We start from the raw sequence: 26,476 nt of genomic DNA on the forward strand, positions 1-26,476 counted from the left end.
ACCGCGCTACCAGACCTGCGGCCGCTGGTCGTAACCCACATAAAGCGGGTGGCGCGGCTGGCCCTGGCCCGTCAGGCCCAGATGGAACAACGGCAGCCCGGACTGGCGCAGCATCGCCTCAACCTTTGCCCCGCGCGCGCCAAGCACGCCATGATTGCCCCAGGCGCAGATGACCTGATCCGCCCAGTCCAGACTGTCCCGGATCGCCGCATCATTACCCGGACCGACCGGATCCTCCGCCGCGCGCATCACCTTTGGATCGGTGGCCCGAAAGGCAAAGATGTTCGTCACCCGAAACGCCCCGAACCCAAGCACCCGCGCCCGCCGCTCGCACCTCTCGACGGTCGGGTCGTTCTGCACCTCGGTCGCGGTTGACGGGTTGAGCATCACGAACAACGCCTTCGGTCCCGGCGCCCAGACCCGCGTCAGCAGATAGCGGTAGCGTTCGCAATCCGAATACACCGCCTCGGACACCGCATCGCCCTTGGTGAAGGCCCTTGTGATCATCTGACAACCCCCCGCACCAACCGCTCCACTGCCTGCACCCAGTCCTCCGCCGCAGCACCCCGGTCGATGGCCAGCGCCGCCCGGTCATAGGCCGCCGACAGCAGCGCGGAAAGCGGCCCAGCCGGCGCAACACCCGCCGCCGCAAGGCCAGCCTCAAGCGTTCGCCCGCCCGTCGCGGCATCAATCTCGGCCAGCACGGCGGGGTCCAGCACGGCCGGCGCCTCAACCAGCATCAGCCGCGCGCGTCCCGGCTCACCCATGGCCGCCAGAAACGCCTCACCCCCCCGGACCAGCGCCTCGATCCCCGACAGGCCCGAATAATCCACCGCCTCGATCTCTGCTGCCACCGCCTCGGCTTCGGCGCGGATGACGGCGGTGAACAGATCCTCCTTGTCGGCGAAGTGGTGGTACAGCGCCCCGCGCGTCACCCCCGCCTCGGCCACAATCTCGGGCGTACCGGTCGCGGCAAAGCCGTTGCGCACAAAAAGGTCCCTTCCCACCCGCAACAACAGGGCCCGCATCGCCTCACTGCGGTCCTTTTGCGTTCGACGAGGCTCTTGCATACATACATCCTGTATGTTACTTACATTCACAGTGTATCAAACCTTGCCCGGAAGGAAAGACCCATGCGCTTCACCTCGCACTACCCCGTCCTGCTGTCGTCTGACGTCGCTATAGCCGCCGCCTTCTACACACAGCACTTCGGCTTCCGCCCGCTGTTCATGGCCGACTGGTACGCCCATCTTCAATCCACCGAAGACCAGGCCGTCAACCTTGCCCTTGTTGCCCAAGACCACCCGACCATCCCCGAAAGCGCCCGCAACCGGACGGGTGGAGTCATCCTGAACTTCGAGGTTGAAGACCCCGACACCCAGCATGACCGCCTCAAATCCCAAGGCCTCACAATCCTTCAACCCCTGCGGGACGAAGACTTCGGCCAGCGCCACTTCATCGTCGCCGCCCCGGATGGCGTCCTTGTCGACATCATCCGCCCGATTCCGCCGACAGAGGAACACGCAGCCAACTACGCGCCTCAGGCTTTGCCGACCTAACCCCGCGGTCTCCCACCCTTCACACGCAAATCCAGCCCGCGCGAAAGACCCCAACCCTTGCATCACCGGCCCTTCCCCGCTAGCACAACCCCCGACCTTCAGGAGACGCCAGATGGACGGGATCGACACGCTCAGGGCCAAATATCTTGCCGCCGTCACCGGTGCAGCGGATGAATCCGGCCTCGAAGAGGTGCGCCTTGCCGCCCTTGGCAAGAAGGGCGAAATAAGCGCGCTGATGGCCACCTTGGGCAAGATGGAGCCTGAGGCAAGGAAGGCCGCCGGTGCCAGCCTGAACATCCTGAAGGATGAGATTGACGCCGCCCTCCGCGCCCGCAAGACCGCGCTGGGCGATGCGGCGCTGGATGAACGGCTCAAGGCGGAATGGCTGGATGTCACCCTGCCGGGCCGCCCGCGCCCGCGTGGGACGATCCACCCCGTCAGTCAGGTCATGGAAGAACTGACCGCCATCTTCGCCGATATGGGGTTTTCCGTGGCCGAAGGCCCGCAGGTGGAATCCGACTGGTACAACTTCGACGCCCTCAACATTCCGCCGGAACACCCCGCCAGGCAGGAACATGACACTTTCTTCATGCACCGCGCGCCCGGCGACAACCGCCCGCCGCACGTCCTGCGCACCCATACCAGCCCGGTCCAGATCCGGGCGATGATGGATCAGGGCGCGCCGATCCGCGTCATCGCGCCGGGCCGCGTCTACCGCATGGACATGGACCAGACCCACACGCCGATGTTCCATCAGGTCGAAGGTCTGGCGATTGACCGCAACATCTCCATGGCCAACCTGAAATGGACGCTGGAAGAATTCTGCCGCGCGTTCTTCGAGGTGGACAAGGTCGAACTCCGCTTCCGCGCCAGCCACTTCCCCTTCACCGAACCCTCGGCCGAGGTGGACATCCGCTATTCCAACGTCGGCGGCCAGTTGAAGATTGGCGAAGGCGACAAGTGGATGGAAATCCTCGGCTCGGGCATGGTTCACCCCAAGGTCCTGCAATCGGCAGGGGTTGACCCGACGCAGTGGCAGGGCTTCGCCTTCGGCATGGGCATCGACCGGATCGCCATGCTGAAATACGGCATCCCCGACCTGCGCGCCTTCTTCGAGGCAGACCTGCGCTGGCTGCGCCACTACGGGTTCTCCGCGCTGGACGTGCCGGATCTGGCAGGGGGATTGAGCGTGTGAGTCCTTGGTACGATGAACCGATCATTCTTGGAGTATCTGCAGCCCAATTATGGCTGTTTGTCTCGCCTCTTCTTGCAGGCGCAATTGGCGCTTGGCTCACTCGTTGGTTCCGCAAGAAGGATGATCGCGAAGCAAGGCGCACTGAATTTGTGGCGAACAAGTATCAGGAGGCCTACTTTCTAGTCTGCGAAGCGCTTGAACATCCAGGCATGGCTCCTGAGGAAGCGTTCAATCGAAAGCTGAAGCTCGAAAGAGCTTTCAACACACTGGACCTCTACGCCGATCTCAAAACGCGGGAGAGCGCAAAGGCAGTTTCAGAGGCATTCGCCAGGAACGCGGATTGGATAAGTTATGAGCCATTGCTTACAGCGCTACGTGACAGCTTCCGGGAACGGCTCGGTTTGGAGAAACTCAACGATCCAGTTCGAACTCTGAAGTTCGGCCTGATTTTGGAAGGCCAAAACACACCTGCAAGCACCGAACCAGCTGAAACAGCGCCAAAAGGTGGAAGTTGACGGACCCGCTCGACGAAGACCTCGCCGCCCGCAAATATACCGCCGCGCATGACCCGGCCTTTCCGCAGCAGCGCGAGGCGGCCTATCAGGCCATCGTCGCCGCCTTGGATGCAGCCCTTGTGCCACAAGGCTATGGCCTGAAAGGCAGCACCTGGACCCGCGTTTCCCCGGCAGGCAAATCGGCCGTCCATCTGCAACGCAGCCGTTATGGCTGGGAGGTGCAGATTGTCCTCCGCTTCCTCACGCCGGAAGGTGATCCGCCAGACCACCCCGACTGGGACGATGGCGAAGACATGACCCTTGTTCGCTTCGGCGGCGGCGGGGGTGAGGATCCGGGACGGCTGGCCTTTCTCGACGTGCTGGAAAAACCCGCCCAACTGGACCGCACCATCGACATCCTGCTGGCCGAGGCGCTGCCGTGGCTTGAAAGCCTGCACGATCCGCAGCCTTGAGGCCTGTCTGGCCCAGGTTTCAACGGACGCAAAGTCTTAACGCCCGGTAAATGCCTACCGCCAACCCACTGAAAAGAAACGGGCGCAGCTCATGTCCCTGCAAGGGACACTGCCGCCCGCCCGGCCCATCGCCCCGTGGCCCAGCAGGCCGTCAGCAGATACCCCCCGGTAGGCGCCTCCCAGTCCAGCATCTCGCCGCAGACAAAGACCCCCGGCAGGGCCTTCAACTCCAGCCCCTCGGTCACGCTGGCCCATTCCACCCCACCCGCCACCGAAATCGCCTCGTCCAGCGGGCGGGGGCCTGTCAACGGGATCGGCAGCCGCTTGAGGTGGTCAAACGGCGCGCCCCGGGAAAACTCCATCACCAGCGCGACCTGCACCTTGCCCAGCCCCAGCTTCCGCAGCCGGTTCGCGGCGGTCTCACCGGGCTTCATGCCCGCCAGACGCCGGGCAATCTCGGCCTCGGTCAGGTCGGGCAACAGGTCCAGCGCCAGCGCCGCCCCGTCCCGCAGGTCGCGGCTGACGGCGTATATGCCCCCACCCTCCACCCCGCGGGAGGAGATCACAAACTCCCCCGTTCACGCCGGTCCCCAGCGATCAGGGCCGCGCCCTTGACCGGCTGGCCGAAAAGCGGGGCCATCTTCGGGGACCAGTCAACGCCAAACCCCATGTTCGCGGGCTTCCAAGGTGCGATGCCAACCCCTTTCTCCCGCAGCCAGGGCACCCATGCCGCGTCAGACCCCAGCCGCTGCCAACTGGCTCCGCCAAGCGCCAGCACGGTGACGCCGGGCGTCAGCACCTGCGGGCCTTCCGGGGTGTCGAAGCGAAAGCCGGGCCCCTCAAACCCCGCCCAGCGCCAGCGGGTGCGAAACTCCACCCCCGCCGCCGCCAGCCTTTCCGCCCAGGCGCGGAGGAGGGGGGAGGCTTTCATCGCCACCGGAAACACCCGGCCAGAGGACCCGGTGAACACCTCTTGCCCCAAGGCACGGCACCAATCCTGAACCTCGGCAGGGCCAAACGCCTCCAGCATCGGACGCAGCGCAGGCCCGTCGTAGTGCGCGATGAAGGCCGGGACGGGCTCATCCTTGGTGACGTTCAGCCCGGATTTCCCCGCCATCAGGAACTTGCGCCCGATCGACGGCTTTGCCTCACACACGACTACCGGCAGTCCGGCGCGCGCGAGCTCTTCCGCCGCCATGAGGCCCGCAGGCCCGGCGCCGATGACCAGCGCCGCGGGACGCAGGGCCATGGCCTAGCGCTTCGCGTTATGGGCAATGCGCCCGATGGTGTTGAGAAGGATCTGGGCCGCAAGGATCGTGGTCGTGCCGGTGTGGTCATAGTCGGGCGCGACCTCGACAAGGTCGATCCCCACGATCCGGCCCTGCTTGGTCAGCCCGTCGATCAGTTCCAGCACTTCATAGTACAAGAAACCGCCGTGCGACGGGGTGCCTGTGCCGGGGGCGATCGAGGGGTCGAAGCCGTCAATGTCCAGCGTCAGGTAGTAGTCCACCCCTGCCGGGATGCGGGCCAGCACTGCCTCGACCCCCAGCTTGCGCATTTGTCGGACCGACAGGATGTCTGACCCCATCGCGCGGGCGGCGTCATAGCCTTCCTTGGAGGTGGAGCTGACGTTGCGGATCCCGAGCTGGCTAAGGCCGGTGACGTGGGATTGTTCCGCCGCGCGCCGCATCGGGTTGCCGTGGCCATGGCGCACCCCGTGGCGGACATCGACGAAATCCAGATGCGCGTCGATCTGGACGATGTGAATCGGACGACCCTCAAACGCGCGGATGCAGGGGATGTTGATCGAATGATCGCCACCAAGGACAACCGGCACCGCGCCCGCAGCCAGAATGGCACGGACGCCGGTTTCTATATTGGCGTGACTGGTTTCGGTATCGGTATGGACGATGTCGGCATCGCCAATATCAAGGATGCGGACGCCTTCCAGATAGGTCACATCGTCTTCGTGGTCATAGGCCCCGGCATGGCCGAAGGAAAACAGGGTCGAAGCTTCGCGGATGCCCCTTGGCCCGAACCGCGCCCCGGCCCGCCATTGGGTGCCAAAATCGAACGGCGCGCCCAGCACTGCGAAGTCAGCGTCGATCTTTGACCAGTCGGGCTGATAGGGGTTCTTGCCGAAGGTTGAAATCCCGACAAAGGGCAGGTTCAGCCGCCCGCTTTCATAGCTGTTGGTCATGCCTGATCCCCTCGTGCCAGCCGCGCCAAGGCCGCGACATGTGTTTGATCCGCCGCCAGCGCGTCCGCCGCAAGGGCCATTGCGGTATCCATCAGCGCCTCGGGCGGGGTGATGCGGTCGATCAGACCCCAAGCCAGTGCCTCATCAGCGCCGATCCTTTGACCAGCGAGAAGGATCATCCGCGCCCGGCCCGGCCCGACAATCTCCGTCAGGCGCGCCGGGTCGGACGGTTGCGGCAGATAGCCAAGCCGCATGACCGGGTAGAAGAACTGCGCCGTGGGGACCGCGATGCGGATATCGCAGGCCAGTGCCATTCCGGTGGCCCCGCCCGCAAGTGTGCCGTTCAACGCGGCGATGGTGAGGCCGGGGAAGGTGGCGATGGACCCGGACAGGGCCTCCCATGCCGGGCTGGTTCCCAGACCGTTGGCCATTTCGTCAAGGTCCGCCCCGGCGGAAAAGACGCGACCTTCGCCGGTCAGGATCAGGGCCTTGGCCCCCGAGTCACCTGCGCTGACGATGGCGGCGCGCAAGTCCTGCAGCATTGCCCCGGTCAGCGCATTTGCCTTTTCGCTGCGCGCAAGCCGCAGGATGCAGCAACTGCCCATAACTTCTGCCTTGATCATCATGCCCCCGACAATGTGAATTCCAGACCTGAAAGGCCTGCGGATTTCCTTGACGCCCGCCAAGGTGATAGAAAGGATGCCGCAGCATATTCAACCCGAAAGGCATAGCCCCATGACCCGGATCCTGTCTTGCACCACCGCACTTGCGCTTGTTCTCGGCGCTCCGGCCGCCTGGGCCGATGTCACGCCCGAGGAGGTTTGGCAGAGCTGGCAGACGATGGCCACCTCGGCCGGGCAGGACCTGACCTTTGACAGTGCCACCCGGACTGGCGACACGCTGGAGGTTTCGGGTCTGGTCGTGACCTTTGATGATGACATGGGCGGCAGCTTTTCGGCGGCACTTGACCGGCTGAGCTTCAAGGACAATGGCGATGGAACCGTCGGCGTGACTATGGCCGACAGCTACCCGATGACGCTGGCTTTCCCGGATGACGGTGAGGGCCCAAGTTCGCTGAAGCTGACGGTGTCGCAGCCGGGGACCGAGATCACCGCCGGGGGAAGTGCCACGGAAACCAGCTACAGCCTTGTTTCGCCAACCGTATCCGTCAAGCTGGACGAAGTGATCGGCAAGGATGGCCAGCCCCGGGAGACCGAGGCTGATCTGGTGCTGACCGAAATGGCCGCCACCTATGTGGTGTTGACGGAAGGTGACAAGACCGCGCTGGACAGCAGCTTTTCCGCCAAGTCGATGGCGCTGAATGTGGCTGGCAAAGGCGCTGCGGGTGAGGGCGAGGGGACAGTGGCTGTCGCGCTGTCCGATCTTACCGGCACGACGAAAGGCAACTTCCTTGGCGCTGAAGTGATGGCGAACATGGCGGTAGCGCTGAATTCGGGCTTCACGACGGAAAGCACTTTCGGCTTCGGGGCGATGACGCTGAATGCCGATATCACCGAAGCCAGCGGCCCGGTGAAGATTGCCGGCAACCTGACCGGCGGTGGTTTCAATCTTGCGATCGACAAGGACAAGGTGAACTACGGCACGTCATTCGCCGGGGGGAACTTCACCGCCTCGGGGCCCGAGATTCCGTTCCCGGAGGTCGTGGTGGGCTTTGCGGAAACCGCGTTCAGCATTCTGATGCCGGTGTCGAAATCCGAAACGCCGCAGGACTTTGCGCTTGTGACCAAGCTGGTCGATTTCACGGTGTCAGAAGATGTCTGGGGTCTGGTCGATCCCGGCGCCATGCTGTCGCGTGAGCCGGCGACGTTCATTGTCGATGTGAAGGGTACCGGGTTCTGGAAGCAGGACATCATGGACCCCGCCGTGCAGATGGAGGGCGTCGAACCTCCGGGTGAGCTGACGTCGCTGGACCTTTCACAGGTGCTGGTCAAGGGAGCGGGGGCCGAGGTCGGGGCGACGGGTGCCCTGACGTTTGACAACACCGATCTGGTGTCGTTTCAAGGCGTTCCGGCACCGACGGGCAGCATCAACGTGTCGATCAAGGGCGTGAATGCGTTGATCGACAACCTGATCGCGATGGGGATTCTGCCGGACGATCAGGCGATGGGCGCGCGGATGATGCTGGGCGTGTTCGCCCGCCCCGGCCCCGGCCCGGATGAGCTGACCTCGGTGATCGAGTTCAAGGATGGCGGGCTTTTTGCCAACGGTCAGCAGCTGCAATAGCCCGGTTTTGCCGGGCAATGTGGCGGGGTGATCCAGCCCCGCCCTTGCACTGACCGGTGGGCAGGGCTACCTCAGCCGTGAAGCCGAGGGGACGACAGCATGACCGCCAGCCTTTCCGATCTGACCGCCGCCTTGCTTGAGGCTGCCCGCAAGGCCGGGGCCGAAAGTGCCGATGCGATGGCTGTGGACGGCACCTCGATGTCCATCGAGATCCGCAAGGGGGCCTTGGAGCAGGCGGAACGGTCTGAAGGGGTTGAGATTGGCCTGCGCGTGCTGATGGGGCGGCGGCAGGCTTGCGTTTCAGCCTCCGACACCTCGGCCGCGACGATCACCGCATTGGCGGAACGCGCCGTCGCCATGGCGCGCGAGGCACCGGAAGACCCGCATGCCGGGCTGGCCGACCCCAGCCAGCTTGCGCAAGGCTGGGACCTTGCGGCGCTGGATCTGGCCGACCCCGCGGACGAGCCCGGGGCTGCAGCGCTTGAAGCCGCCGCCCGCGCGGTTGAGGCTGCGGCGCTGGAGACGAAGGGCATCACCCAGATCGAAGCCGCGGCGGGTTACAGCCGCCGTCAGCTTCACCTTGCCGCGACAAACGGGTTTTCGGGGGGGTATGGCCGCACGACAACCTCGCTGTCCGGGGTGGCTTTCACCGGATCGGGCACCGAGATGCAGCGCGACTATGCCGGGGAATCCCGCACCTATGCCGCGGACATGCCGGGGGCCGAAGGGATTGGCCAGCTTGCGGCCGAACGCACGATGCAGCGGGTCGGGTCCGTCAAACCCAAGACCGGGACTTATCCGGTGGTCTATGATGAACGGGTCGCGGCCTCGCTGATCGGGCATCTGTTGTCAGCGATCAACGGCAGTTCGATTGCGCGCGGGTCAAGCTGGGCGCGTGACCTTTTGGGCAAGCAGGTCCTGCCCATGGGCCTGTCGCTGATCGAAGACCCGCACCGCCCGCGAATCCCATCCTCACGCCCGTTTGACGGCGAGGGGCTGGCGACCCGTCGGCGCGAGATTGTGTCCGACGGTGTGCTCACCGGCTGGGTGCTGGACCTTGCGACCGGGCGCAAGCTGGGGATGCCGTCCACCGCCAGCGCGTCACGGGGGACGTCAGCGCCACCGTCGCCGTCGACGTCGGGGATTGATCTGACGCCTGGATTGCACAGCCGCGCGGACCTGATCGCGCAGATGGGGACGGGGCTTCTGGTCACGTCGATGATCGGATCGACGATCAACCCGACCACCGGGGACTATTCGCGCGGGGCCTCGGGGTTCTGGGTGGAGAACGGGGTGATCACACACCCGGTCCACGAATGTACCATTGCCGGTAACCTGCGCGACATGCTGTTGCGGATCATCCCGGGCAACGACGCCCGCGCCCATCTGTCGACCCGTGTGCCGTCCATCCTGATCGACGGGATGACCCTTGCCGGAGCGTGACCTTGCCCTTCTGACGGACGCCGCGCGTGAGGCGGGGCGTATCGCCATGCGCTTCTGGCGGCGGGAGCCGAAGGTTTGGGACAAGGGGGGCGAGCATGGCCCGGTGACCGAGGCGGACCTTGCGGTCAATGACATGCTGAAGCAGATGCTTCTGGCCGCCCGACCGGATTATGGCTGGCTGTCCGAGGAAACGCCGGACAATGCTGACCGCCTGTCCAGGGATACCGTCTTTATCATCGACCCGATCGACGGCACCCGTGCCTTTGTCGCCGGGGAAGAGACCTTTGCCCATTCCCTTGCCGTAGCCCATCGCGGCCGGGTGACGGCGGGGGTCGTGTTCCTGCCGGCGCTGGACAAGATCTATACCGCATCGGCGTCAGCCCCGCCGCTGAAGGACGGCCAGCCGATTGCCGTCAGCCGCAGGGACCGGCTGGAGGGCGCGGATATCCTGACGACGAAGGTGAACATGACGCCCGAGAAATGGCCGGGCGGGGTGCCAGAGATCAATCGAAGCTTCCGCGCCTCGCTTGCCTATCGGCTGTGTCTGGCTGCGGAAGGGCGGCATGACGGGATGCTGACCCTGCGCGATGCATGGGAATGGGACATCGCCGCCGGGGGGCTGATTGCGGAACGTGCCGGGGCGGTAGTGACCGACCAGACTGGCGCTGCCCTGCAGTTCAACACCCCGGGCGCGCAGGCGAAGGGCGTTCTGGCCCTGCCACCGGCGCTACATGCCGAGGCCCTGCGCAGGCTGCGGGGCTGATCCGACGCGCCCCGGACTTGATCCGGGGCCTCGTCCTGCACCCCGAGGCCCCGGATCAAGTCCGGGGCGGGGTTGTGGTTTCCTTAGCGTTTTGGCCCTTTTGGCGGCACGAAGCGCTTGGAGGTGTCCTTGGCATCCGCCTTCGGCTTTGCGGGCCGAGGGGCGGCTTTGTCAAAGGGCTTCTTGCCGCCGGCAGCGTGGCTTTTGAACCCCCCTGCCTTCGGTGGGCCTTCACGCTTTACGAAAGGGCGCGCGTCGTCGCCTTTCGGGGCGTAGGGCTTGCGGGCCGGGCGGTCGCTGTCATCGCGCGGTTTGAAGCTGTCTTCGCGGGGCTTGTAGCCTTCGGCCTTGGGCTTGTAGCCGGTGCCAGTGGCGGCATGGCTTTTGTAGCCTTCCGCACGCGCCGGTTTCCCGGCAGGTCCGCCCTGGCTTTTGTAGCCGGCCGAACGGGGCGCGGATTTCTGGTCGGGCGACCAGCGGGGTTTCTTGGCGGCGTCATCGCCGCTGGCCGGACGCGCGGCGCGGTCCGGATCATAGGGCGCGCGGGCCGGGCGCGGGCTATCTTCGCGCTTGGCGTAGGGCTTCGGCTTGTCCTGCCAGTCTGGTTTTGAATAGGCGGGTTTGGCATAGGCCGGTTTCGCAGCCGCCGCCGGGCGGGGGCTGTCTTCCCGTTTCACATAGGGCTTTTTCGCCGGTTCCGCGCGCACGGGTGCGTCGTCATCCTCAACCACGCGCGGCGGTTTCGGAGTGTAGGCGGGCTTTTCCCGGCGCGGTTCGCTGCGTTCGGGCCGTTCGAACTTGGCCGAGGGCGCGCGGGGGCGATCAAGGTCAGGTTCCCCCTCGATGCGTTGCATCAGGAGGTCACGGTCAAGTTCCACCGAAGCACCGAACTTGTCGGCGAGCGGGGCTGCGATCTGGACGAAGGTTTCATCCTCACGCACGCGGATCGCACCGATGCCGTCCTTGCCGATGCCGCCGGCGTCACAGATCTTCGGCAGCAGCCAGCGCGCCTCGGCCCGGCCAGCGCGGCCTACGGACAGACGGAACCAGACCGAAGGCCCGAACTCGCCCCGTTCACGCGGGGCTGAGGGCGGCGGGGTCGGGCCGTCGGTCGACAGAACCTCGGGGGCCGAGCGGCCTTCGCGCCACAGCCGAACGAAAGCGGCGGCGATGGCTTCGGGGCCGACCTGTTCCAGAAGGGCGCCTGCAATCCCCGCCTCGTCGCCGATGGGGGCAGACAGGGTTGGGTGTTCCAGAATGCGCATGTCATCCTTGGCCTGAACCTCATCCGCGCCGGGGGCTGAACCCCATTCCGCGGTGACCTTTGCGCCTTGCAGCAGGCGCTGGGCCTTCTTGAATTCCGCCGGGGTCACGATAAGCGCCGAGACCCCCTTTTTCCCGGCCCGACCGGTCCGTCCCGACCGGTGCAGCAGGATTTCCGAATTCGAGGGCAGGTCGGCATGGATCACCAGTTCCAGGCCCGGCAGGTCGATGCCGCGTGCAGCCACATCGGTGGCAATACACACGCGCGCCCGGCCATCGCGAAGCGCCTGCAGCGCGTGGGTGCGTTCCTGCTGGGAAAGCTCACCCGACAGGGCCACGACCTGAAAGCCGCGGTTGCCCATGCGGGCCATCAGGTGGTTCACGTTCACCCGCGTCTTGCAGAACACGATTGCGGTTTGCGATTCGTAGAAGCGCAGGATGTTGAAGATCGCGTGTTCCCGGTCGCGCACGGCAACGCTGATCGCGCGGTATTCGATGTCGACGTGCTGCCGCGCCTCACCCTGCGCCTGAATGCGCAGCGCGTCCTTCTGGAAGGTTCCGGCCAGCTTTTCGATCTCTTTCGGCACTGTGGCCGAGAACATCAGTGTGCGGCGGTCTTCCGGGGCGGCGGCAAGGATGAATTCCAGATCCTCGGCAAAGCCAAGGTCCAGCATCTCATCGGCTTCGTCCAGAACGGCGGCGCGCAGGCCGGAAAGGTCAAGGCTGCGGCGTTCGATGTGGTCGCGCAAGCGGCCGGGCGTGCCGACGACGATATGCGCCCCACGTTCAAGCGCGCGCTTTTCGGTGCGGTAGTCCATGCCGCCCACGCAGGTGGCGATCTTTGCCCCGGCGCCAGCGTAGAGCCACTCCAGTTCGCGAGCGACCTGTAGGGCAAGTTCCCGGGTCGGGGCGATGATCAGCGCCAAGGGCTGATCGGCGTACAACAGCCGGTCCTGCCCGGCCAGAATTTCCGGCGCAATCGCCAGACCAAAGGCCACGGTCTTGCCCGATCCGGTCTGCGCCGAAACCAGCATGTCGCGCCCGGCGACGCCTTCGGCCAGCACAGCTGCCTGCACGGCGGTCAGGACTTCATAGCCCTTGCCTGCCAAAGCCTGCGCCAATGGCGCGGCCACGTTTGTCATCGTCATGGATGTCTTTCCAAAGGGGGGTGCGTTGTTTGCACCCGATAAGCCAAACGGCCTATGCACCTTTGGCGCGGACCCCCTCGTCCGCGACCTGGAATCTTGGCCGTGCGGTGCCACTATCTGAAAGGACCGGCGCTGTATAGGGCAGGGCAGTGAAAATCCGCTGACGTGGGTGGTTGACCCAGAGCTGACCGTCGTCAGCTTTGGGTTTCCGTGCCGGCCCGCCCGGTGGCGCCGAGGTTTTGGATGACGGCCCTTGTCGCTTCGCAGATCGGGCCTTCGGTTTCCTTGAGGATGGCAATCCGGTCAAAGCGATCAGGGTCGGCGGCGATGGCCTTGCGCAGGGCGGTGCCGAAGGCCATGCGCAATTCGGTGCCGATGTTGAATTTGGCGATTCGGGATGTTGCAGCCAGAGTGCGGCGCTGTTCTGCGGGAACGCCGGAACCCCCATGGATCACCAGCGCAACGGTGGTCAGCGCCTCGATCGCGCGCAGGCGGTCAAGGTCCAGCCCCGCGCCGGGTCCCTGCTGCAAGTGCAGGTTGCCGATAGAGATCGCCATGGCATCCACGCCCGTCTCGCGCGCGAAGCGGGCGGCCTCCATGGGGTCGGTCCCGGCCGAGGCGGCCCCCCGGCATAACCGACAAAGCCGATCTCACCCTCGCAGGATGCCCCGGCCGAATGCGCCAGTTCCGCGATGGCGGCAGTTTGGTCGATGTTCTGCTGCAGGGGCAGCTTTGATCCGTCGAACATCAGCGACGTGAAGCCTGCGTCCAGCGCCATGCGGCAATCGTCCAGCGAAGTGCCGTGGTCAAGATGGGCCACGACCGGCACGCTGGCGCCTTCGGCCAGATGGCGGAACATCTGGCCAAGGATTGGCAGCGGAGTGTGCTCCCTGCACCCCGGCCCGGCCTGAAGGATGATCGGCGCGCGCTCGGCCTCGGCGGCGGCGACATAGGCGCGCATGTCTTCCCAGCCCAGACAGACCAGCCCCGGCACGGCATAGCCGCCCTTCAAGGCCGGTTGCAGCACATCGCGCAGGGTGACGAGGGTCATTTGAACTTGGCCACCATATCCATGATGCCGGGGATGGTGTGCAGTTGCGCGGCATGGGTGGGCTGGAAGTACTGCTTCAGGCTGCGCTGGCTTTGGCCGCCAAGGATGGTGAAATAATACATCTCATACCCCGGCAGGACGCAGCAGGGGTGATAGCCCTTGTCGATCAGAACGGTGGACCGGTTCATGATGTGATAGGCGTCGCCCGGTTCATTATCCAGCCGCTGCAGCATCTGCAGGCCCGAGCCATAGTCGGGCTTGAAACGGAAGTTGTAGCACTCGTCATGACGCGTCTCATCCGGCAGGCGGTCGGTGTCGTGCTTGTGGCTGGGGAACCCCGACCAGCCACCTGCGCCGACGGTGAAAAGCTCGCTCACCAGCAGGCGGCCGACGCGGTCATGGTAGGCGGCACCCAGGATATGCTTGATCTTGCGGTGGGTTTTCGTGTCGTCCGACCCGTATTGCACCTTGTCGATATCGGCGGCCCGCACGGCGAAGGGGCGCAGGGTTTCGTGGAACTTCGCCCCGGCGATGAAGATTTCCGTGTCGGTCAGGGCCGTGATCCGCGCGCCAGAGTCTTGCGGGACATAGACGCCCTCAGGCTCGCCATCCCAGACATCAACGCCCCGGTTGCCGATCTGCGCGAAGGTCTCGCCCGCCGTTTCCACCGTCACCGTCCCGGTGGCGGGGACGACGCAGGTTTCATAGCCGGGGGTGCGGTAGTCGAAGGTTTGGCCCGCCGCGAGGGTGACGATGTTGAAGTAGACCAGCGGCACAAGCGCATTGTCCATGTCGACGATGGCGCGGTTGTGGTTGTCGTGCGAGGCGATATGCATGGGGATCTCTCTATGCGGCAGAGCTATTTGGTCGGGCTTGGGTGCTGGCCAAGGAAGGCGTCAAGTTCGGCGATGGTAGGCATGGCGGGGGCGCAGCCGATGCGGGCCACGACCATCGCGGCAGCGGCGGACCCGCGCAGGACGGCGTCCTTGACCGGAAGGCCAGCCGCCAGCCCGGCGATGAAGGCGCCCAGAAAGCTGTCACCCGCGCCGGTGGGTTTCAGGGCCTTGGTCGGGAAGATGCCGGTGGCAAACTCACCCTCTCGGGTGATCGTGACCGCGCCCTTTTCGCCCATCTTGTAGACGACGATCTGCGCCCCATCCGCAATCAGGCTACGCGCCTTTGCAAGGCCCAGATCGGGGTGCCCGGCCATGAAGCCAAACTCGACATCATTGCCGACAATCACATCACACATCGCCCCAGCGCGCGAATAGACATCGGCGGCCACCGCGGGTGAGGGCCAGGAATAGGGCCGGTAATCCACATCGAAGATCAGGGGCAGACCGGCGGCGCGGGCCAGATGGAAGGCGCGGAAGGCGGCAGAGCGCGAAGGTTCGGCGGCAAGGACGGTGCCGGTGGTGATGAGGGCGGAGAAGGCGGTGTAATCCACGGCCTCGACGTCCGTCTCCGTCATCGCAAAGTCAGCGGCGTTGTTGCGGTAGATCACCGATTGGCAGTTTTCCAGCCGCGTTTCGACCACGGCAAGCGAGTTGCGCGCTTCACCCGCCACAGGGCGCACATGGGTGCGGTTGATGCCATAGGCGTCGAGCTGGTTCAGGCAAAAGCGGCCAACCGCATCGTCAGAGACACAGGTCACCAGCGCCGCCTTGCACCCCTGCCGCGTCAGGGCCACTGCGATGTTGGCCGACGATCCGCCAAGCGCCGTGGTGAACTGCGTGGCATCCTCTACGCTCGTGCCGGGGGGGTCGGCGTACAGGTCCATCCCCGCGCGGCCGATGACCAGAAAGTTCCGCCCGGCAAGGCGCGCAAGGTTGGCCATCAGACGCCCCGCCTTTGGCCGGCGCGGCCGCCCTCAACCTCAACATGCTTGGCGCGGACGCTTTCGCTGGCCGAGACCTCGGCCGTGCCGATCTCCCACCAGGCGTGGCCTTGGGTGGTCCAGCCTTCATAGGGGTCAACCTGCATCACGATGACGCTGGTCTTGGTTGCAGCCTTCGCGCGCTGGAAGGCTTCGGCCAGTTCGGCGGGGTTGGCCACGGTTTCGGCATTGGCCCCCATCGCGCGGGCGTGGGCTTCGAAATCCACGGTGAAGGGGTCGGGGACCGTGGGGCAATCCTTGATCAGGTTGTTGAAGCTGGCCTGCCCGGTGTTGTTCTGCAGCTTGTTGATGACGGCAAAGCCGCCGTTGTCCAGCACGAGCACGATCAGCTTCTTGGCCGTCAGGACCGAGGAATAGATGTCCGAGTTCATCAGAAGGTAGCTGCCGTCGCCGACGAAAACGATCGTGTCGCGGTCGGCCTCCTTTTCGGTTTGGGCGATCCGGGCGCCCCAGCCGCCTGCGATTTCGTAGCCCATGCAGGAAAAGCCGAATTCGACATCCACCGTGCCGATGCCAAGGGTGCGCCAGTTGGCGGTCACCTCGGCGGGCAGGCCGCCTGCCGCCGTCACCACCCTGTCACGCGGATGGCACAGCGCGTTCACCACGCCGATGGCTTGGGCGTAGGAGTTGGGGCGGTTGCCGTGGGCTACGTTTGTGGCGACGTATGTGTCCCAGATCTTGCGCTCGGCTTGGGCCTTGGTGACCCAGTCTGAGGGCGCTTGGTGACCGTTGAGAGCGGCCTCCAAAGCCAGCAGTCCCAGCTTGGCATCGCCCACCACGGCCAGCGACTGATGTTTGGCCGCATCATGGCGGCCTGCGTTCAGGCCGATCAGCCGGGCGTCCGGGGCAAAGACGGTCCATGACCCCGTGGTGAAATCCTGCAGTCGCGTGCCGACGGCCAGCACGACATCTGCCGCTCCGGCGATGGTGTTGGCGCTGTCTGATCCAGTCACGCCAAGGGGGCCGATGTTCAGGGGATGGTCTGCAAGCAGGTTCGCCCGCCCTGCGATGGTTTCCACCACCGGAATCCCATGCGTCTCGGCAAATGCGGTCAGTTCGGCCACGGCGCCGGAATACTGGACACCGCCGCCTGCCACGATGACCGGGCGCTGCGCCGTGCGGAGGAGAGCGGCGGCCTCGGCAATCTCGGCCATGTCGGGGGATTGGCGGCGGATGCGGTGGACGCGCTTGGCGAAGAAGGCGGCGGGGTAGTCGTAGGCCCAGCCTTGCAGGTCTTGCGGCAGGCCGATGAAGGCCGGGCCGCAATCGGCGGGGTCCAGCAATGTGGCCAGTGCGGCTGGCAGCGATTGCAGGATCTGCGCGGGGTGGGTGATGCGGTCCCAGTAGCGGCTAACGGGTTTGAAGGCGTCGTTGAGGCCCAGTGAGGGGTTCCCGAAATGCTCCAGCTGCTGCAGCACCGGGTCGGGCAGGCGGGTCAGGAAGGTATCACCGCACAGCATCAGCATCGGCAGGCGGTTGGCATGGGCCAAGGCCGCAGCGGTCAGCAGGTTCGCCGTCCCCGGCCCGGCGCTGGCGGTGCAGAACATGAACCGGCGGCGCAGGTGGTACTTGGCATAGGCGGCGGCGGCAAAGCCCATGCTTTGTTCGTTCTGGCCCCGGTAGAGCGGCAGGTCGTCCCGCACGGGATACAGCGCCTCACCCAGGCAGGGCACGTTGCCGTGGCCGAAAATCCCGAAGCCGCCACCGCAGATGCGGGTTTCAACTCCGTCAATCTCGATGAACTGGTTCATCAGCCAGCGCACGATGGCCTGCGCCACGGTCAGCCTGAGGCTGTCGCCCGGTCTGGTCATGTCAATTCCCTCCCCGTCGCGAAGCCTCAAACGGGACTTGCGCGGCTTGAGGAGGGAGGATACATCTTTTGCAACCGGTTGCAATACCGGCCGCAGGCGGGAGGGCTTCCAGTGGCAAAGCGAGCAGGACCCATCGGGATCGGGCTGGTCGGCGGCGGCTATATGGGCAAGGCGCATGCGGTGGCCCTGGCCGCTGTTGGTGCGGTGTTTGACACGGCCCTGCGGCCCCGACTGGAGATGATCGCCGCCACCAGCACCGAGTCTGCCGAACGCTACCGCACCGCCTATGGCTTTGCCCGCGCGACGGCGGATTGGCGTGATCTGGTGGCCGATCCAATGGTTGAGGCGGTGGTCATCGCCTCACCCCAGTCTACCCATCGGGCCATTGCCGAAGCGGCCTTTGCCGCAGGCAAGCCGGTGTTCTGCGAAAAGCCGCTGGGTGCATCGCTGGAAGATGCGAGGGCGATGGTTGCGGCGGCCGAAGCGTCGGGTTTGCCGAACATGATCGGCTTCAACTATGTCCGCACCCCTGCAACCCAGTTCGTGCGGCAACTATTGGCCGAAGGCGCGATTGGCGACCTGACATGGTTCCGCGGCGAACATACCGAGGATTTTCTGGCCGACCCGTCCTTGCCCGCCACATGGCGCACCACGGGCCGTGCGAATGGCTGCATGGGCGATCTTGCCCCACATCCGATCAACTGCCTGCTGGCGCTGATGGGGCCGGTGGAAGAACTTTCCGCGCGGATTGAAACCGTCCACGCCACCCGCCCCGGCCCTAACGGCCCCGCCCCGGTGACCAACGACGATCAGGCGCAACTGATGCTGCGCTTCGCCAGCGGGGTGATGGGCCACCTGTTCATCAGCCGCGTCGCCACGGGGCGCAAGATGGGCTATGCCTATGAAATCCATGGTACAAAGGGCAGTATCCGGTTCGATCAGGAAGATCAGAACGCCGTCCACCTGTACCGCGCCGAAGGGCCCGAGGCGACGCGCGGCTTTACCCGCATCCTGACCGGCCCGGCGCATCCGAACTATGCCGCCTTCTGCCAAGGCCCCGGTCATGGCACCGGCTATCAGGACCAGATCATCATCGAAGCGCGGGATTTCCTGCAGGCTATCGCCACGGGCAAGCCCGTCTGGCCCACCTTCCGCGACGGTCTGGCCGTCAGCCAGATCATCGACACAGCCTTCAAGGCATCGGACGACGGCCGCTGGCACGCCGTCCCCCAAACGTGAGGATCAAATGACCATCCGTATCGGCAATGCCCCCTGTTCCTGGGGCGTGGAATTTGCAGACGATCCGCGCAACCCGCCATGGCGTCAGGTGCTGTCGGACTGCGCGGGTGCGGGCTACAAGGGGATCGAGCTTGGCCCCATCGGTTTCATGCCCGAGGACCCGGCGATCCTTGGCTCGGCCTTGGCCGAGAACGGGCTGGAGTTGATCGGCGGCGTGGTCTTCCGACCGTTCCACGATCCCGCGAAGTGGGATGAGGTCTGGGATGCCTCTATCCGTACCTGCAAGGCGCTGACCGCGCATGGGGCGAAGCATCTGGTGCTGATCGACAGCATCTCACCCCGACGCGCGCCGACTGCTGGCCGGGCCGAGGCTGCCGAACAGATGGATGCCGCCGAATGGGCCGCCTTCCGCGACAGGATCGCCGAGGTTGCCAAGCTGGGGGCTGAGGAGTACGGACTGACCGTTGGCATCCACGCCCACGCCGCCGGGTTCATCGACTTTGAACCGGAACTTGAGAGGTTGCTGGAGGAGGTTGACGAAAAGACACTGAAGATCTGCTTTGACACCGGGCACCATTCCTACGCGGGGTTTGATCCGGTCGCCTTCATGAAGCGGCATATCGGTCGCATCAGCTATATGCATTTCAAGGACATCGATCCGAAGGTGAAGGCTGATGTCATCGCCAAGGGCACAGGGTTCTATGATGCCTGCGGGCAGGGCATCTTCTGCAACCTTGGCACGGGCGACGTCGATTTCCCCGCCGTGCGGCAGATCCTGCTGGACGCCGGTTTCGAAGGCTGGTGCACGGTTGAACAGGACTGCGACCCGACGCTGGATGTCAGCCCCATCGAAGACGCGCGGAAGAACCGCGAATACCTTTCCTCCATCGGCTTCTAAGGGGCGCATATCATGGCGAAACTGAACTGGGGCATGATCGGCGGCGGCGAAGGCAGCCAGATTGGCCCCGCCCACCGTCTTGGCGCGCTGGCCGACGGGCATTTCAACCTTGTCGCAGGCGCGATGGACCACCGGGCCGACGTGGGGCGGGAGTATGCGCAGCGGTTGGGCGTGGCCCCCGACCGCGCCTATGGCGACTGGCAGGAGATGCTGGCGGGGGAACGGAACCGCGCTGACCGCTGCGATCTGGTGACGGTGGCCACGCCGAACTCCACCCATTTCGAGATCACCAAGGCCTTCCTTGAGGCAGGCTTCAACGTGCTGTGCGAAAAGCCCATGACCGTGACGGTGGAGGAGGGCGAAGAGATTGTCCGCATCGCCGCGAAGACCGGGAAGATCTGCGCGGTCAACTACTGCTACTCGGCCTATCCGATGATCCGCCAAGCCCGCGCTATGGTGCGCAATGGCGATATCGGCAAGGTCCGGCTGGTGGTGACGAACTTTAGCCACGGACACCACGGTGATGCGACCGATGCGGACAATCCGCGCGTTCGCTGGCGCTATGATCCGGCCATGGCGGGGGTGTCCGGCCAGTTTGCCGATTGCGGCATCCATGCGCTGCACATGGCCAGCTTCATCTGCGATGACGAGGTGGAAAAGCTGAGCGCCGACTTCGCCTCGACGATCCCAAGCCGCGTGCTGGAGGATGACGCGATGGTCAACTTCCGCATGTCGAAGGGCACTGTGGGGCGGCTTTGGACGTCATCGGTGGCCATCGGGCGGCAGCATGGCTTTGACATTCAGGTGTTCGGCGAAACCGGGGGTTTCCGCTGGGCCTCGGAACAGCCGAACCAGCTGATCTATACGCCTGTCGGCGGTCGTACGCAGATCATGGAGAAGGGCGAGTCCGGGCTTTATGACGATGCCAAACGCCTGTCCCGGGTCGCAATTGCACATCCTGAGGGGTTCCCGCTGGCGGTGGCGAACATCTACTGCGATCTTGCCGATGCCATTCGCGGGACGGCCCGCGACGGTCTGCCCACTGCGGCAAGCGGCGTGCGGTCAATGGCGGCGGTGCATACGGCGGTGGCTTCGGCCAAGGCCGGTGGTGCGTGGCTGGACGCCCGCCCGCCGATGTTTCGATAGACCGATTTCTTCAAAGAAATCGGGTCGGAGCCTTCAAAGGCTCCGGTCCGGAGGTTTTGAAAACTCCGGTTCCCCAGCCGTTGCGCGCAAGGTTCTGCGGGTGATCACCCGGCAGGGGAACAGGCGCACTTCGGGCGGGCGATCGGGAGTCTCGATCGTGGCGACGACCAGTTCGATCGCGGCGGCGATGATCTGAGCGACGGGCTGATGGATCGTCGTCAGCCCGATGTTCTGCCAGCGGGCCATTTCCATGTCGTTCAGCCCGATCAGCCCGATGTCACCCGGAACCGACAGTCCCGCCTCCTCGATGGCACTTAGCGCGCCGATGGCCAGCAGGTCATCCCCGCAGAAATAGGCTTCGGCGGGCGTGCCGGCCAGAAGGTGCTGCATCTCTGCCCGTCCAGCCTCAAAGGTGTAACCCTTGGCATAGGACTGGGTCACGACGACCCCCGGATGCCCTTGCAGCGCTCGAAGAAAGCCCGCCGCGCGGTCCTGGGTCGATGTGGCACTTTCTGGCCCGCCCAGGAAGCCAACGCGGGTATATCCGCGCTGCAGCAGTGCTTCGGCCGCCATTCGTCCGCAGGCAACGTTGTCGATCCCGACAACATGCACATCCGGCGCAATCGAGTAGCGCCCGAAGGCGTGGACGACCGGTAAACCCGCACTCTTGAACGCTTCGGAAAAGCTTGATGGCAGGGTGGAGGACGCCACGATCACCCCATCGACCGAGTATTGCCGCAGCATCCGGACGGAAGCGGCGGGATCGGTTGCATCGGTCAGGTTGACCAGAAGCGGCCGCAGACCGCGGTCCTGAAGGCCCCGGGTAAAGAGATCGAACACCTCAAGCAGCGTCGGGTTGTGGAAGTTGTTGGCGATGAGGCCGATCAGCTTTGTCCGGCCTGTCGTCAGGCTGGAAGCCAAGGCGTTGGGCGCGTAACCCAATTCGTTGGCTGCCTTTTCCACCTTTGCCCGGGTCTTCGGCGACACGGATGCGCCATCCGTGAAGGTGCGCGATACGGCAGACCGGGACACCCCGGCGCGGACCGCCACTTCCTTGAGTGTCACTGCCATTGCCAACCTGCGAACAGTCCCGTTTCCCCGGCACTATACATGCGGCGGCACCAGAGAGAACCTCGCCTAGGGGGATGTGTTGCAACCAGTTGCAATAAGGCGCGTCGGCGGCGCGGCCTAGGGCCTCGCTGCGCCCGGCGCATAGGGTGCGGCTGCAAAGTCCACGGCTTTCCCGGTGATGGCGCTTTCCTGCGCGGCCATGCCAATGGCGACAGCCCACCAGCCATCCATCAGCGACACCTCAGGGCTTTGCAGCCCCGCCACAGTTCGGGCAAAGCCCTGATGCTGGTAGAAGGTCGATCCGTTGTGATCGCCAGCCGCCAGCAGCGCGGGGTCAACGGGGATGTCCAGCTCTACCGGCCCTGCAGGGTTGCGCGGGCTGACAATCACCTTCGGAACGGGGGCCTCCCCCAGATGCGCCGGCCAGAACCGCCCCGGTCCCGGCACCAGACATTCGATCTTGCCCAAGGGCCCGACGGCGGAAATCTCCTCCTGATAGCGGCTGCCTTCGGCGAACATGCACAGTTCCAGCATCGCCCGCATGCCGCTTTGGAAATCGACGATGACATAGGCATGGTCCCAGATGTCGGACCGCTGGCCATCGTAGATCTCGTCCAGATGGTTCACCGCCTGCCCGCCGCTGGCCATCACCCGGACCGGATCACACCCGGCAACAAGGCGCATCAGGTCGAAGAAATGGCAGCATTTCTCCACCAGTGTCCCACCCGAGTTTCGGTTGAACCGGTTCCAGTCGCCAACCTTGGCCAGAAAGGGAAAGCGGTGTTCGCGGATCGTCAGCATCTTGATGCCGCCGGTCGCGGCCCCCGCCTCGCGCAGCAGATGGGCGACCGGGGGCATGTAGCGGTATTCCATCGCCACCCAGATCGGCGCTGGATAGGCTGCGCGCAGGGCGGCAAGGCGCGGGGCATCTGCGGGGTCGGTGAACAGGGGCTTTTCGCACAAAATCGGTAGGGGCCGGATCGCCGCGATTTCTTCAAGCTGCGCCAAATGCAGGTAGTTCGGGCTGGTGATCAGAAGGCAGTTCACCTCCTCAACCGCCAGCACATCGGCCACCGAACTGACCATGCGCGCGCCCGGTGCCAGTGCGGCAGCGGCGGCGCGCATCCCTGCATCAGGTTCAAAGATCGCGGCGACCGATGCGCTTTCCAGCAGCGCGATGTTGCGCAGGTGCTCTTGCCCCATCATCCCGCAGCCGATGATGCCATAACGCTGCATGTGTTTCGTCCTATTTCAAGCGTGCGACATAGCGCACGGTTTCAGGGTCATACCAGGTGAACGAGGCTTCGACAGATTGTCCCGCCTGCGCCCAGCTGACCCGGGTGATCAGCGGCAGGGGCACACCGGGGGCGTGGGGAAATTCTGGCGGAGCCCAGTCTGGCAACGGGCCTTGGCCGATGCTGTCCTCGGCGCGGGAGATCCACAGGCCAAGACGCTGGCGGTAGTAAAGATAAAGCGATTCCGAAAGATCGGCGGCAGTCAGGCGTTCGGCATGGGCTGCGTCCAGCCAGATCTCCTCGACCGCGGCGACCTGCCCGGACAGGAACCGCAGGCGGCGGATGCGGTGCCCTTCGGCATGGGTGCCGAACGGGGGAAGCCGAGGGTCCTTGATGCAACGATCCACGGACAGGATGCGCGCGGTGGGAAGGCCCCCGCCTGCAACAAGCTCCAGCCGGAACAAGGCGTAGACTGATGCGGCATCCGGCTTGGCACGGATGTAGTTGCCCGATCCCTGCACCCGGTCCAGCAGGCCCTTTTCCGTCAGGGATTTCAGCGCTTGCCGTAGGGTGCCGACCGCAATCCCCAGTTCTGCCGCCATGTCGCGTTCGGGGGGCAGCCGTTCCCCGTCGATCAGCCGACCCGCCGCAATGTCGCGGATCAGAAGTTCCGCGATCTGCTGGTACAGCGGCAAGGCGCCCGGCGCATTCATCGAGGTGGCCCGAAAAAATTGATCTAGTATTGATCTACATCAAAGCGGATGCTACGCAAGGGGAAATCAGCGCTGGCGGAGAAGAGAATCATGACGGTCGTTCCGATCACCTCGCCCGATCTTGATGCCTGCGAAGTCAGTTGGTTTGCGGCGCTTTGTTCCGACGACTACCAGTTTCTTGGGGTGCCGGATGGCGATCTGCGGTCAAGCTGGGCGCATTGCTCCAACATCGTGAAGCGGGCCGAAGCGCGGGGGTTTCGCAACATCCTGTGCCCGTCGTCCTATCAGGTGGGGCAAGATACCCTGTCCTTCGTTGCAGGCTGCGCGCCGATCACCGACAAGATCAACTTTCTGGCGGCCATCCGCTGTGGCGAGATGCAGCCGGTGATGCTGGCCCGCACGGTGGCCACGCTGGACCATATGCTGCAAGGGCGGCTGACGTTGAACGTGATCTCATCCGACTTCCCGGGTGAGGTGGCTGACAGCGCCTATCGCTACAAGCGCAGCCATGAGGTGGTGGAGATCCTGCGTCAGGCTTGGACGCGGGAGCACATCGAATATTCGGGCGACGTCTACCAGATCAGCAAGATCACCACCGACCCCGCCCGCCCCTACCAGCAGAACGGCGGGCCGCTTTTGTACTTCGGCGGTTATTCCCCTGATGCGCTGGAGCTCTGTGGCGCGCAATGTGACGTTTACCTGATGTGGCCCGAACCGATGGAGATGCTGGCAAAGCGGATGCAGGACGTCCACGCCCGCGCCGAAGCCCACGGCCGGACGCTGGACTATGGCCTGCGCGTCCACATGATCGTCCGCGATACCGAGGCCGAGGCGCGGGACTATGCCGACCATCTGGTGTCGAAGCTGGATGACGAATATGGCAAACTGATCCGCGACCGGGCGCATGACAGTATAAGTTTGGGCGTGGCGCATCAGGCCCGGGCGCGGGAACTGGCTGACCAGTTTGGCTATATCGAGCCGCATCTGTGGACCGGGATCGGCCGGGCGCGGTCCGGCTGTGGCGCGGCGCTGGTGGGCAGCACGGATCAGGTGCTGTCAAAGATCGAGGCCTATCGCAAGATGGGCATCCGTGCGTTCATCTTCTCGGGCTATCCGCATCTGGATGAATGCGACCATTTCGGAACGAAAGTGATGCCAGAGTTGAAGACCTGCTCCCTGCCCCATGCCTATGGCCGTGTGCCAGCAACCACCCCCGCCACCCCCTTGGGCAGCGGAGTGCGCCGCTGATGGATCGCCTGACCCTTGGCAGCGTTGAGATTTCTCGCCTGGTCTATGGCATGTGGCGGCTGGGCGATGATCCCGACACCAGCCCTGCCCATGTGCAGGCGAAGGTCGAGGCTTGTCTGGCGCAGGGCATCACCACGATGGATCAGGCCGACATCTACGGCGGCTATGTTGCCGAGGCGATCTTTGGTGCCGCCTTGCGCGCGGCCCCCACCCTGCGCGACCAGATCGAGATCGTGACGAAATGCGATATCGTCGCCCCGGCCGGTCGCCATTCGGCGGCGCGGGTCAAGCATTATGACACCTCAGCCGCCCACATCACTGCCAGTGTCGAGGCGTCGCTGCGTGACATGGCGACGGACCGGATCGACCTGTTGCTGATCCACCGCCCGGACCCGCTGATGGACCATCACGAAACGGGCCGGGCGCTGGATGGGCTGGTCACCTCGGGCAAGGTGCGCGCTGTTGGCGTTTCGAACTTCCGGCCTTGGGATTTCAGCCTGCTGCAATCGGCCATGACCTCGCCCCTTGTCACCAACCAGATCGAGCTTTCGCTGAACTGCCGCGCGCCCTTCACCAATGGTGATCTGGCGTTCCTGCAGGAACGGGCTATCCCACCCATGGCGTGGAGCCCGCTTGCCGGTGGCCATCTGCGCGCCGAGGCGGGGGACGGCCTTTCCGCCCGTCTGGATGCCATTGCGCGCGACGCCGGCACCGACTGGACCGCCGTTGCCGTGGCCTGGCTTCTGCATCACCCGGCGCGGGTGATACCGGTCTTGGGCACCAACACCCTGTCGCGCATCGCCAGCATCGCGGATGCCCTGCGCGTGCCGATGGACCGCCAGACCTGGTTCGAGCTTTACACATTGGCCCAAGGGCATGAGGTGCCATGATGGCGGACGGTGGAATCATTCCGAATGCCGACAACGCGCGTCTGTTCCGCGACGCGCTGGGCCGATTTGCGACCGGGGTGACCGTCGTGACCATCATGGGGCCCGACGGGCCGATGGGATTCACCGCCAACAGCTTTTCCAGCCTGTCGCTGGACCCACCGCTTGTGCTGTGGTCGCCCGCCAGATCGTCATCCCGATTTGCGCAGTTTGCCGCTGCCGAGCATTACGCAATTCATGTCCTGGGGCAGGCGCAGACAGATTGGCCCGCCCGCTTTGCCCGGGGTGGTGCCGGGTTTGACGGTCTGGGCTGGCACCTGAACGCCGAGGGCGTTCCGGTCATGCCGGAGGCCCTGTCGCGCTTCGACTGCCGGCGGCATGCAACGCATGATGGCGGCGATCACCTGATCATCGTGGGAGAGGTCCTGCGGCTGGCCCTGGAGGAGGGCGAGCCGCTGGTTTTCGCAAAGGGAAGGTTCGGAGGCTTTACCGGCTGAA

The 26,476-nt window shown here is 64.9% G+C and carries 24 protein-coding genes and 2 pseudogenes; 13 read left to right on the forward strand and 13 right to left on the reverse strand.

Annotated features, from left to right (window positions below; all coding sequences use genetic code 11):
- Positions 1-6: 6 nt before the first annotated feature.
- Both EI545_RS10895 and EI545_RS10900 read right to left on the reverse strand, forming a co-directional pair.
- Positions 7-507: a DUF1643 domain-containing protein gene (locus EI545_RS10895; protein WP_125325503.1), complete on the reverse strand. Its 501-nt coding sequence runs from the start codon at positions 505-507 to the stop codon at positions 7-9.
- Positions 504-1,070: a TetR/AcrR family transcriptional regulator gene (locus EI545_RS10900; protein WP_125325504.1), complete on the reverse strand. Its 567-nt coding sequence runs from the start codon at positions 1,068-1,070 to the stop codon at positions 504-506. The genes EI545_RS10895 and EI545_RS10900 overlap by 4 nt, the downstream gene beginning before the upstream one ends.
- 63 nt (positions 1,071-1,133) lie before the next feature.
- Between EI545_RS10900 and EI545_RS10905 the strand changes: the two genes are divergently transcribed.
- The 4 genes from EI545_RS10905 (at position 1,134) to EI545_RS10920 (ending at position 3,721) form a co-directional block, all read left to right on the forward strand.
- Positions 1,134-1,559 (forward strand): VOC family protein, encoded by a 426-nt coding sequence (locus tag EI545_RS10905; protein WP_125325505.1) that lies wholly within the window; start codon positions 1,134-1,136, stop codon positions 1,557-1,559.
- Positions 1,560-1,680: 121 nt separating this feature from the next.
- Complete coding sequence (gene pheS, locus EI545_RS10910) at positions 1,681-2,754, forward strand: phenylalanine--tRNA ligase subunit alpha (protein WP_164517381.1); 1,074 nt, start codon at positions 1,681-1,683, stop codon at positions 2,752-2,754.
- The gene (locus EI545_RS10915; protein WP_125325507.1) at positions 2,751-3,269 is read left to right on the forward strand and encodes a hypothetical protein; all 519 of its coding nucleotides are present in this window, start codon (positions 2,751-2,753) and stop codon (positions 3,267-3,269) included. Before pheS ends, EI545_RS10915 begins: the two co-directional genes overlap by 4 nt.
- On the forward strand, positions 3,266-3,721 hold the full coding sequence (locus EI545_RS10920) for a hypothetical protein (RefSeq protein WP_125325508.1): 456 nt from the start codon (positions 3,266-3,268) through the stop codon (positions 3,719-3,721). Before EI545_RS10915 ends, EI545_RS10920 begins: the two co-directional genes overlap by 4 nt.
- Positions 3,722-3,810: 89 nt before the next feature.
- Here the strand turns inward: EI545_RS10920 and EI545_RS10925 are convergent.
- The 3 genes and pseudogenes from EI545_RS10925 to EI545_RS10935 form a co-directional block, all read right to left on the reverse strand.
- Positions 3,811-4,970, reverse strand: a pseudogene (locus EI545_RS10925) (TIGR03862 family flavoprotein).
- Between the two features lie 3 nt (positions 4,971-4,973).
- Positions 4,974-5,921, reverse strand: coding sequence for an agmatinase (speB, locus tag EI545_RS10930; protein ID WP_125325509.1), 948 nt, complete (start codon positions 5,919-5,921; stop codon positions 4,974-4,976).
- The gene (locus tag EI545_RS10935; protein WP_425471648.1) at positions 5,918-6,544 is read right to left on the reverse strand and encodes an enoyl-CoA hydratase/isomerase family protein; all 627 of its coding nucleotides are present in this window, start codon (positions 6,542-6,544) and stop codon (positions 5,918-5,920) included. Before EI545_RS10935 ends, speB begins: the two co-directional genes overlap by 4 nt.
- A gap of 112 nt (positions 6,545-6,656) precedes the next feature.
- On the opposite strand from EI545_RS10935, the gene EI545_RS10940 reads away from it, so the two are divergent.
- The 3 genes from EI545_RS10940 to EI545_RS10950 all read left to right on the forward strand — a co-directional run bounded on the left by EI545_RS10940 (position 6,657) and on the right by EI545_RS10950 (position 10,371).
- Positions 6,657-8,165, forward strand: a complete 1,509-nt coding sequence (locus EI545_RS10940) for a DUF2125 domain-containing protein (RefSeq protein ID WP_164517270.1) — start codon at positions 6,657-6,659, stop codon at positions 8,163-8,165.
- A gap of 99 nt (positions 8,166-8,264) precedes the next feature.
- Positions 8,265-9,608, forward strand: coding sequence for a TldD/PmbA family protein (locus EI545_RS10945; RefSeq protein ID WP_125325512.1), 1,344 nt, complete (start codon positions 8,265-8,267; stop codon positions 9,606-9,608).
- Positions 9,595-10,371 (forward strand): 3'(2'),5'-bisphosphate nucleotidase CysQ, encoded by a 777-nt coding sequence (locus tag EI545_RS10950; protein ID WP_125325513.1) that lies wholly within the window; start codon positions 9,595-9,597, stop codon positions 10,369-10,371. The genes EI545_RS10945 and EI545_RS10950 overlap by 14 nt, the downstream gene beginning before the upstream one ends.
- 83 nt (positions 10,372-10,454) lie before the next feature.
- On the opposite strand, the gene EI545_RS10955 is transcribed toward EI545_RS10950, so the two are convergent.
- From EI545_RS10955 to iolD, 5 genes and pseudogenes are all read right to left on the reverse strand, one after another.
- Complete coding sequence (locus tag EI545_RS10955; protein ID WP_125325514.1) at positions 10,455-12,782, reverse strand: DEAD/DEAH box helicase; 2,328 nt, start codon at positions 12,780-12,782, stop codon at positions 10,455-10,457.
- Positions 12,783-12,976: 194 nt separating this feature from the next.
- Positions 12,977-13,833 (reverse strand): annotated as a pseudogene (locus EI545_RS10960) (class II fructose-bisphosphate aldolase).
- The gene (locus EI545_RS10965; protein ID WP_125325515.1) at positions 13,830-14,669 is read right to left on the reverse strand and encodes a 5-deoxy-glucuronate isomerase; all 840 of its coding nucleotides are present in this window, start codon (positions 14,667-14,669) and stop codon (positions 13,830-13,832) included. Before EI545_RS10965 ends, EI545_RS10960 begins: the two are co-directional and overlap by 4 nt.
- Before the next feature lie 23 nt (positions 14,670-14,692).
- Positions 14,693-15,670 carry a 5-dehydro-2-deoxygluconokinase gene (gene iolC, locus EI545_RS10970; RefSeq protein WP_125325516.1) on the reverse strand — a complete coding sequence of 326 codons (978 nt, stop codon included), beginning with the start codon at positions 15,668-15,670 and terminating at the stop codon, positions 14,693-14,695.
- Positions 15,670-17,541: a 3D-(3,5/4)-trihydroxycyclohexane-1,2-dione acylhydrolase (decyclizing) gene (gene iolD / locus EI545_RS10975; protein ID WP_125325517.1), complete on the reverse strand. Its 1,872-nt coding sequence runs from the start codon at positions 17,539-17,541 to the stop codon at positions 15,670-15,672. Before iolD ends, iolC begins: the two co-directional genes overlap by 1 nt.
- 162 nt (positions 17,542-17,703) lie before the next feature.
- Here iolD and EI545_RS10980 point away from each other — a divergent pair, with 162 nt between their 5' ends.
- Genes EI545_RS10980 through EI545_RS10990 form a run of 3 tightly spaced genes read left to right on the forward strand, consistent with a single transcriptional unit; the run spans position 17,704 to position 20,824 of the window.
- Positions 17,704-18,780, forward strand: a complete 1,077-nt coding sequence (locus EI545_RS10980) for a Gfo/Idh/MocA family protein (protein WP_174258191.1) — start codon at positions 17,704-17,706, stop codon at positions 18,778-18,780.
- A 7-nt stretch (positions 18,781-18,787) separates the two neighbouring features.
- A complete protein-coding gene (locus tag EI545_RS10985) occupies positions 18,788-19,678 on the forward strand; it encodes a TIM barrel protein (protein WP_125325518.1) in 891 nt (296 codons plus the stop codon).
- Positions 19,679-19,690: 12 nt separating this feature from the next.
- Entirely contained in the window at positions 19,691-20,824 is a 1,134-nt protein-coding gene (locus tag EI545_RS10990) for a Gfo/Idh/MocA family protein (protein ID WP_125325519.1), read from the forward strand.
- Positions 20,825-20,857: 33 nt separating this feature from the next.
- On the opposite strand, the gene EI545_RS10995 is transcribed toward EI545_RS10990, so the two are convergent.
- The 3 genes from EI545_RS10995 to EI545_RS11005 form a co-directional block, all read right to left on the reverse strand.
- On the reverse strand, positions 20,858-21,895 hold the full coding sequence (locus EI545_RS10995) for a LacI family DNA-binding transcriptional regulator (RefSeq protein WP_125325520.1): 1,038 nt from the start codon (positions 21,893-21,895) through the stop codon (positions 20,858-20,860).
- Between the two features lie 117 nt (positions 21,896-22,012).
- Complete coding sequence (locus EI545_RS11000) at positions 22,013-23,131, reverse strand: Gfo/Idh/MocA family protein (RefSeq protein WP_125325521.1); 1,119 nt, start codon at positions 23,129-23,131, stop codon at positions 22,013-22,015.
- Between the two features lie 10 nt (positions 23,132-23,141).
- Entirely contained in the window at positions 23,142-23,843 is a 702-nt protein-coding gene (locus EI545_RS11005; protein ID WP_125325522.1) for a GntR family transcriptional regulator, read from the reverse strand.
- A gap of 90 nt (positions 23,844-23,933) precedes the next feature.
- Between EI545_RS11005 and EI545_RS11010 the strand changes: the two genes are divergently transcribed.
- From EI545_RS11010 to EI545_RS11020, 3 genes are read left to right on the forward strand one after another with little or no spacing between them, the layout of a single operon-like run.
- Positions 23,934-25,091 carry an LLM class flavin-dependent oxidoreductase gene (locus tag EI545_RS11010; RefSeq protein WP_125325523.1) on the forward strand — a complete coding sequence of 386 codons (1,158 nt, stop codon included), beginning with the start codon at positions 23,934-23,936 and terminating at the stop codon, positions 25,089-25,091.
- Complete coding sequence (locus EI545_RS11015; protein ID WP_125325524.1) at positions 25,091-25,981, forward strand: aldo/keto reductase; 891 nt, start codon at positions 25,091-25,093, stop codon at positions 25,979-25,981. Before EI545_RS11010 ends, EI545_RS11015 begins: the two co-directional genes overlap by 1 nt.
- Positions 25,981-26,475, forward strand: a complete 495-nt coding sequence (locus EI545_RS11020; protein ID WP_216842521.1) for a flavin reductase family protein — start codon at positions 25,981-25,983, stop codon at positions 26,473-26,475. Before EI545_RS11015 ends, EI545_RS11020 begins: the two co-directional genes overlap by 1 nt.
- The last annotated feature ends 1 nt before the right edge of the window (position 26,476 follow it).

This window comes from Tabrizicola piscis (assembly GCF_003940805.1).
GTDB classification, from domain to species: domain Bacteria; phylum Pseudomonadota; class Alphaproteobacteria; order Rhodobacterales; family Rhodobacteraceae; genus Tabrizicola; species Tabrizicola piscis.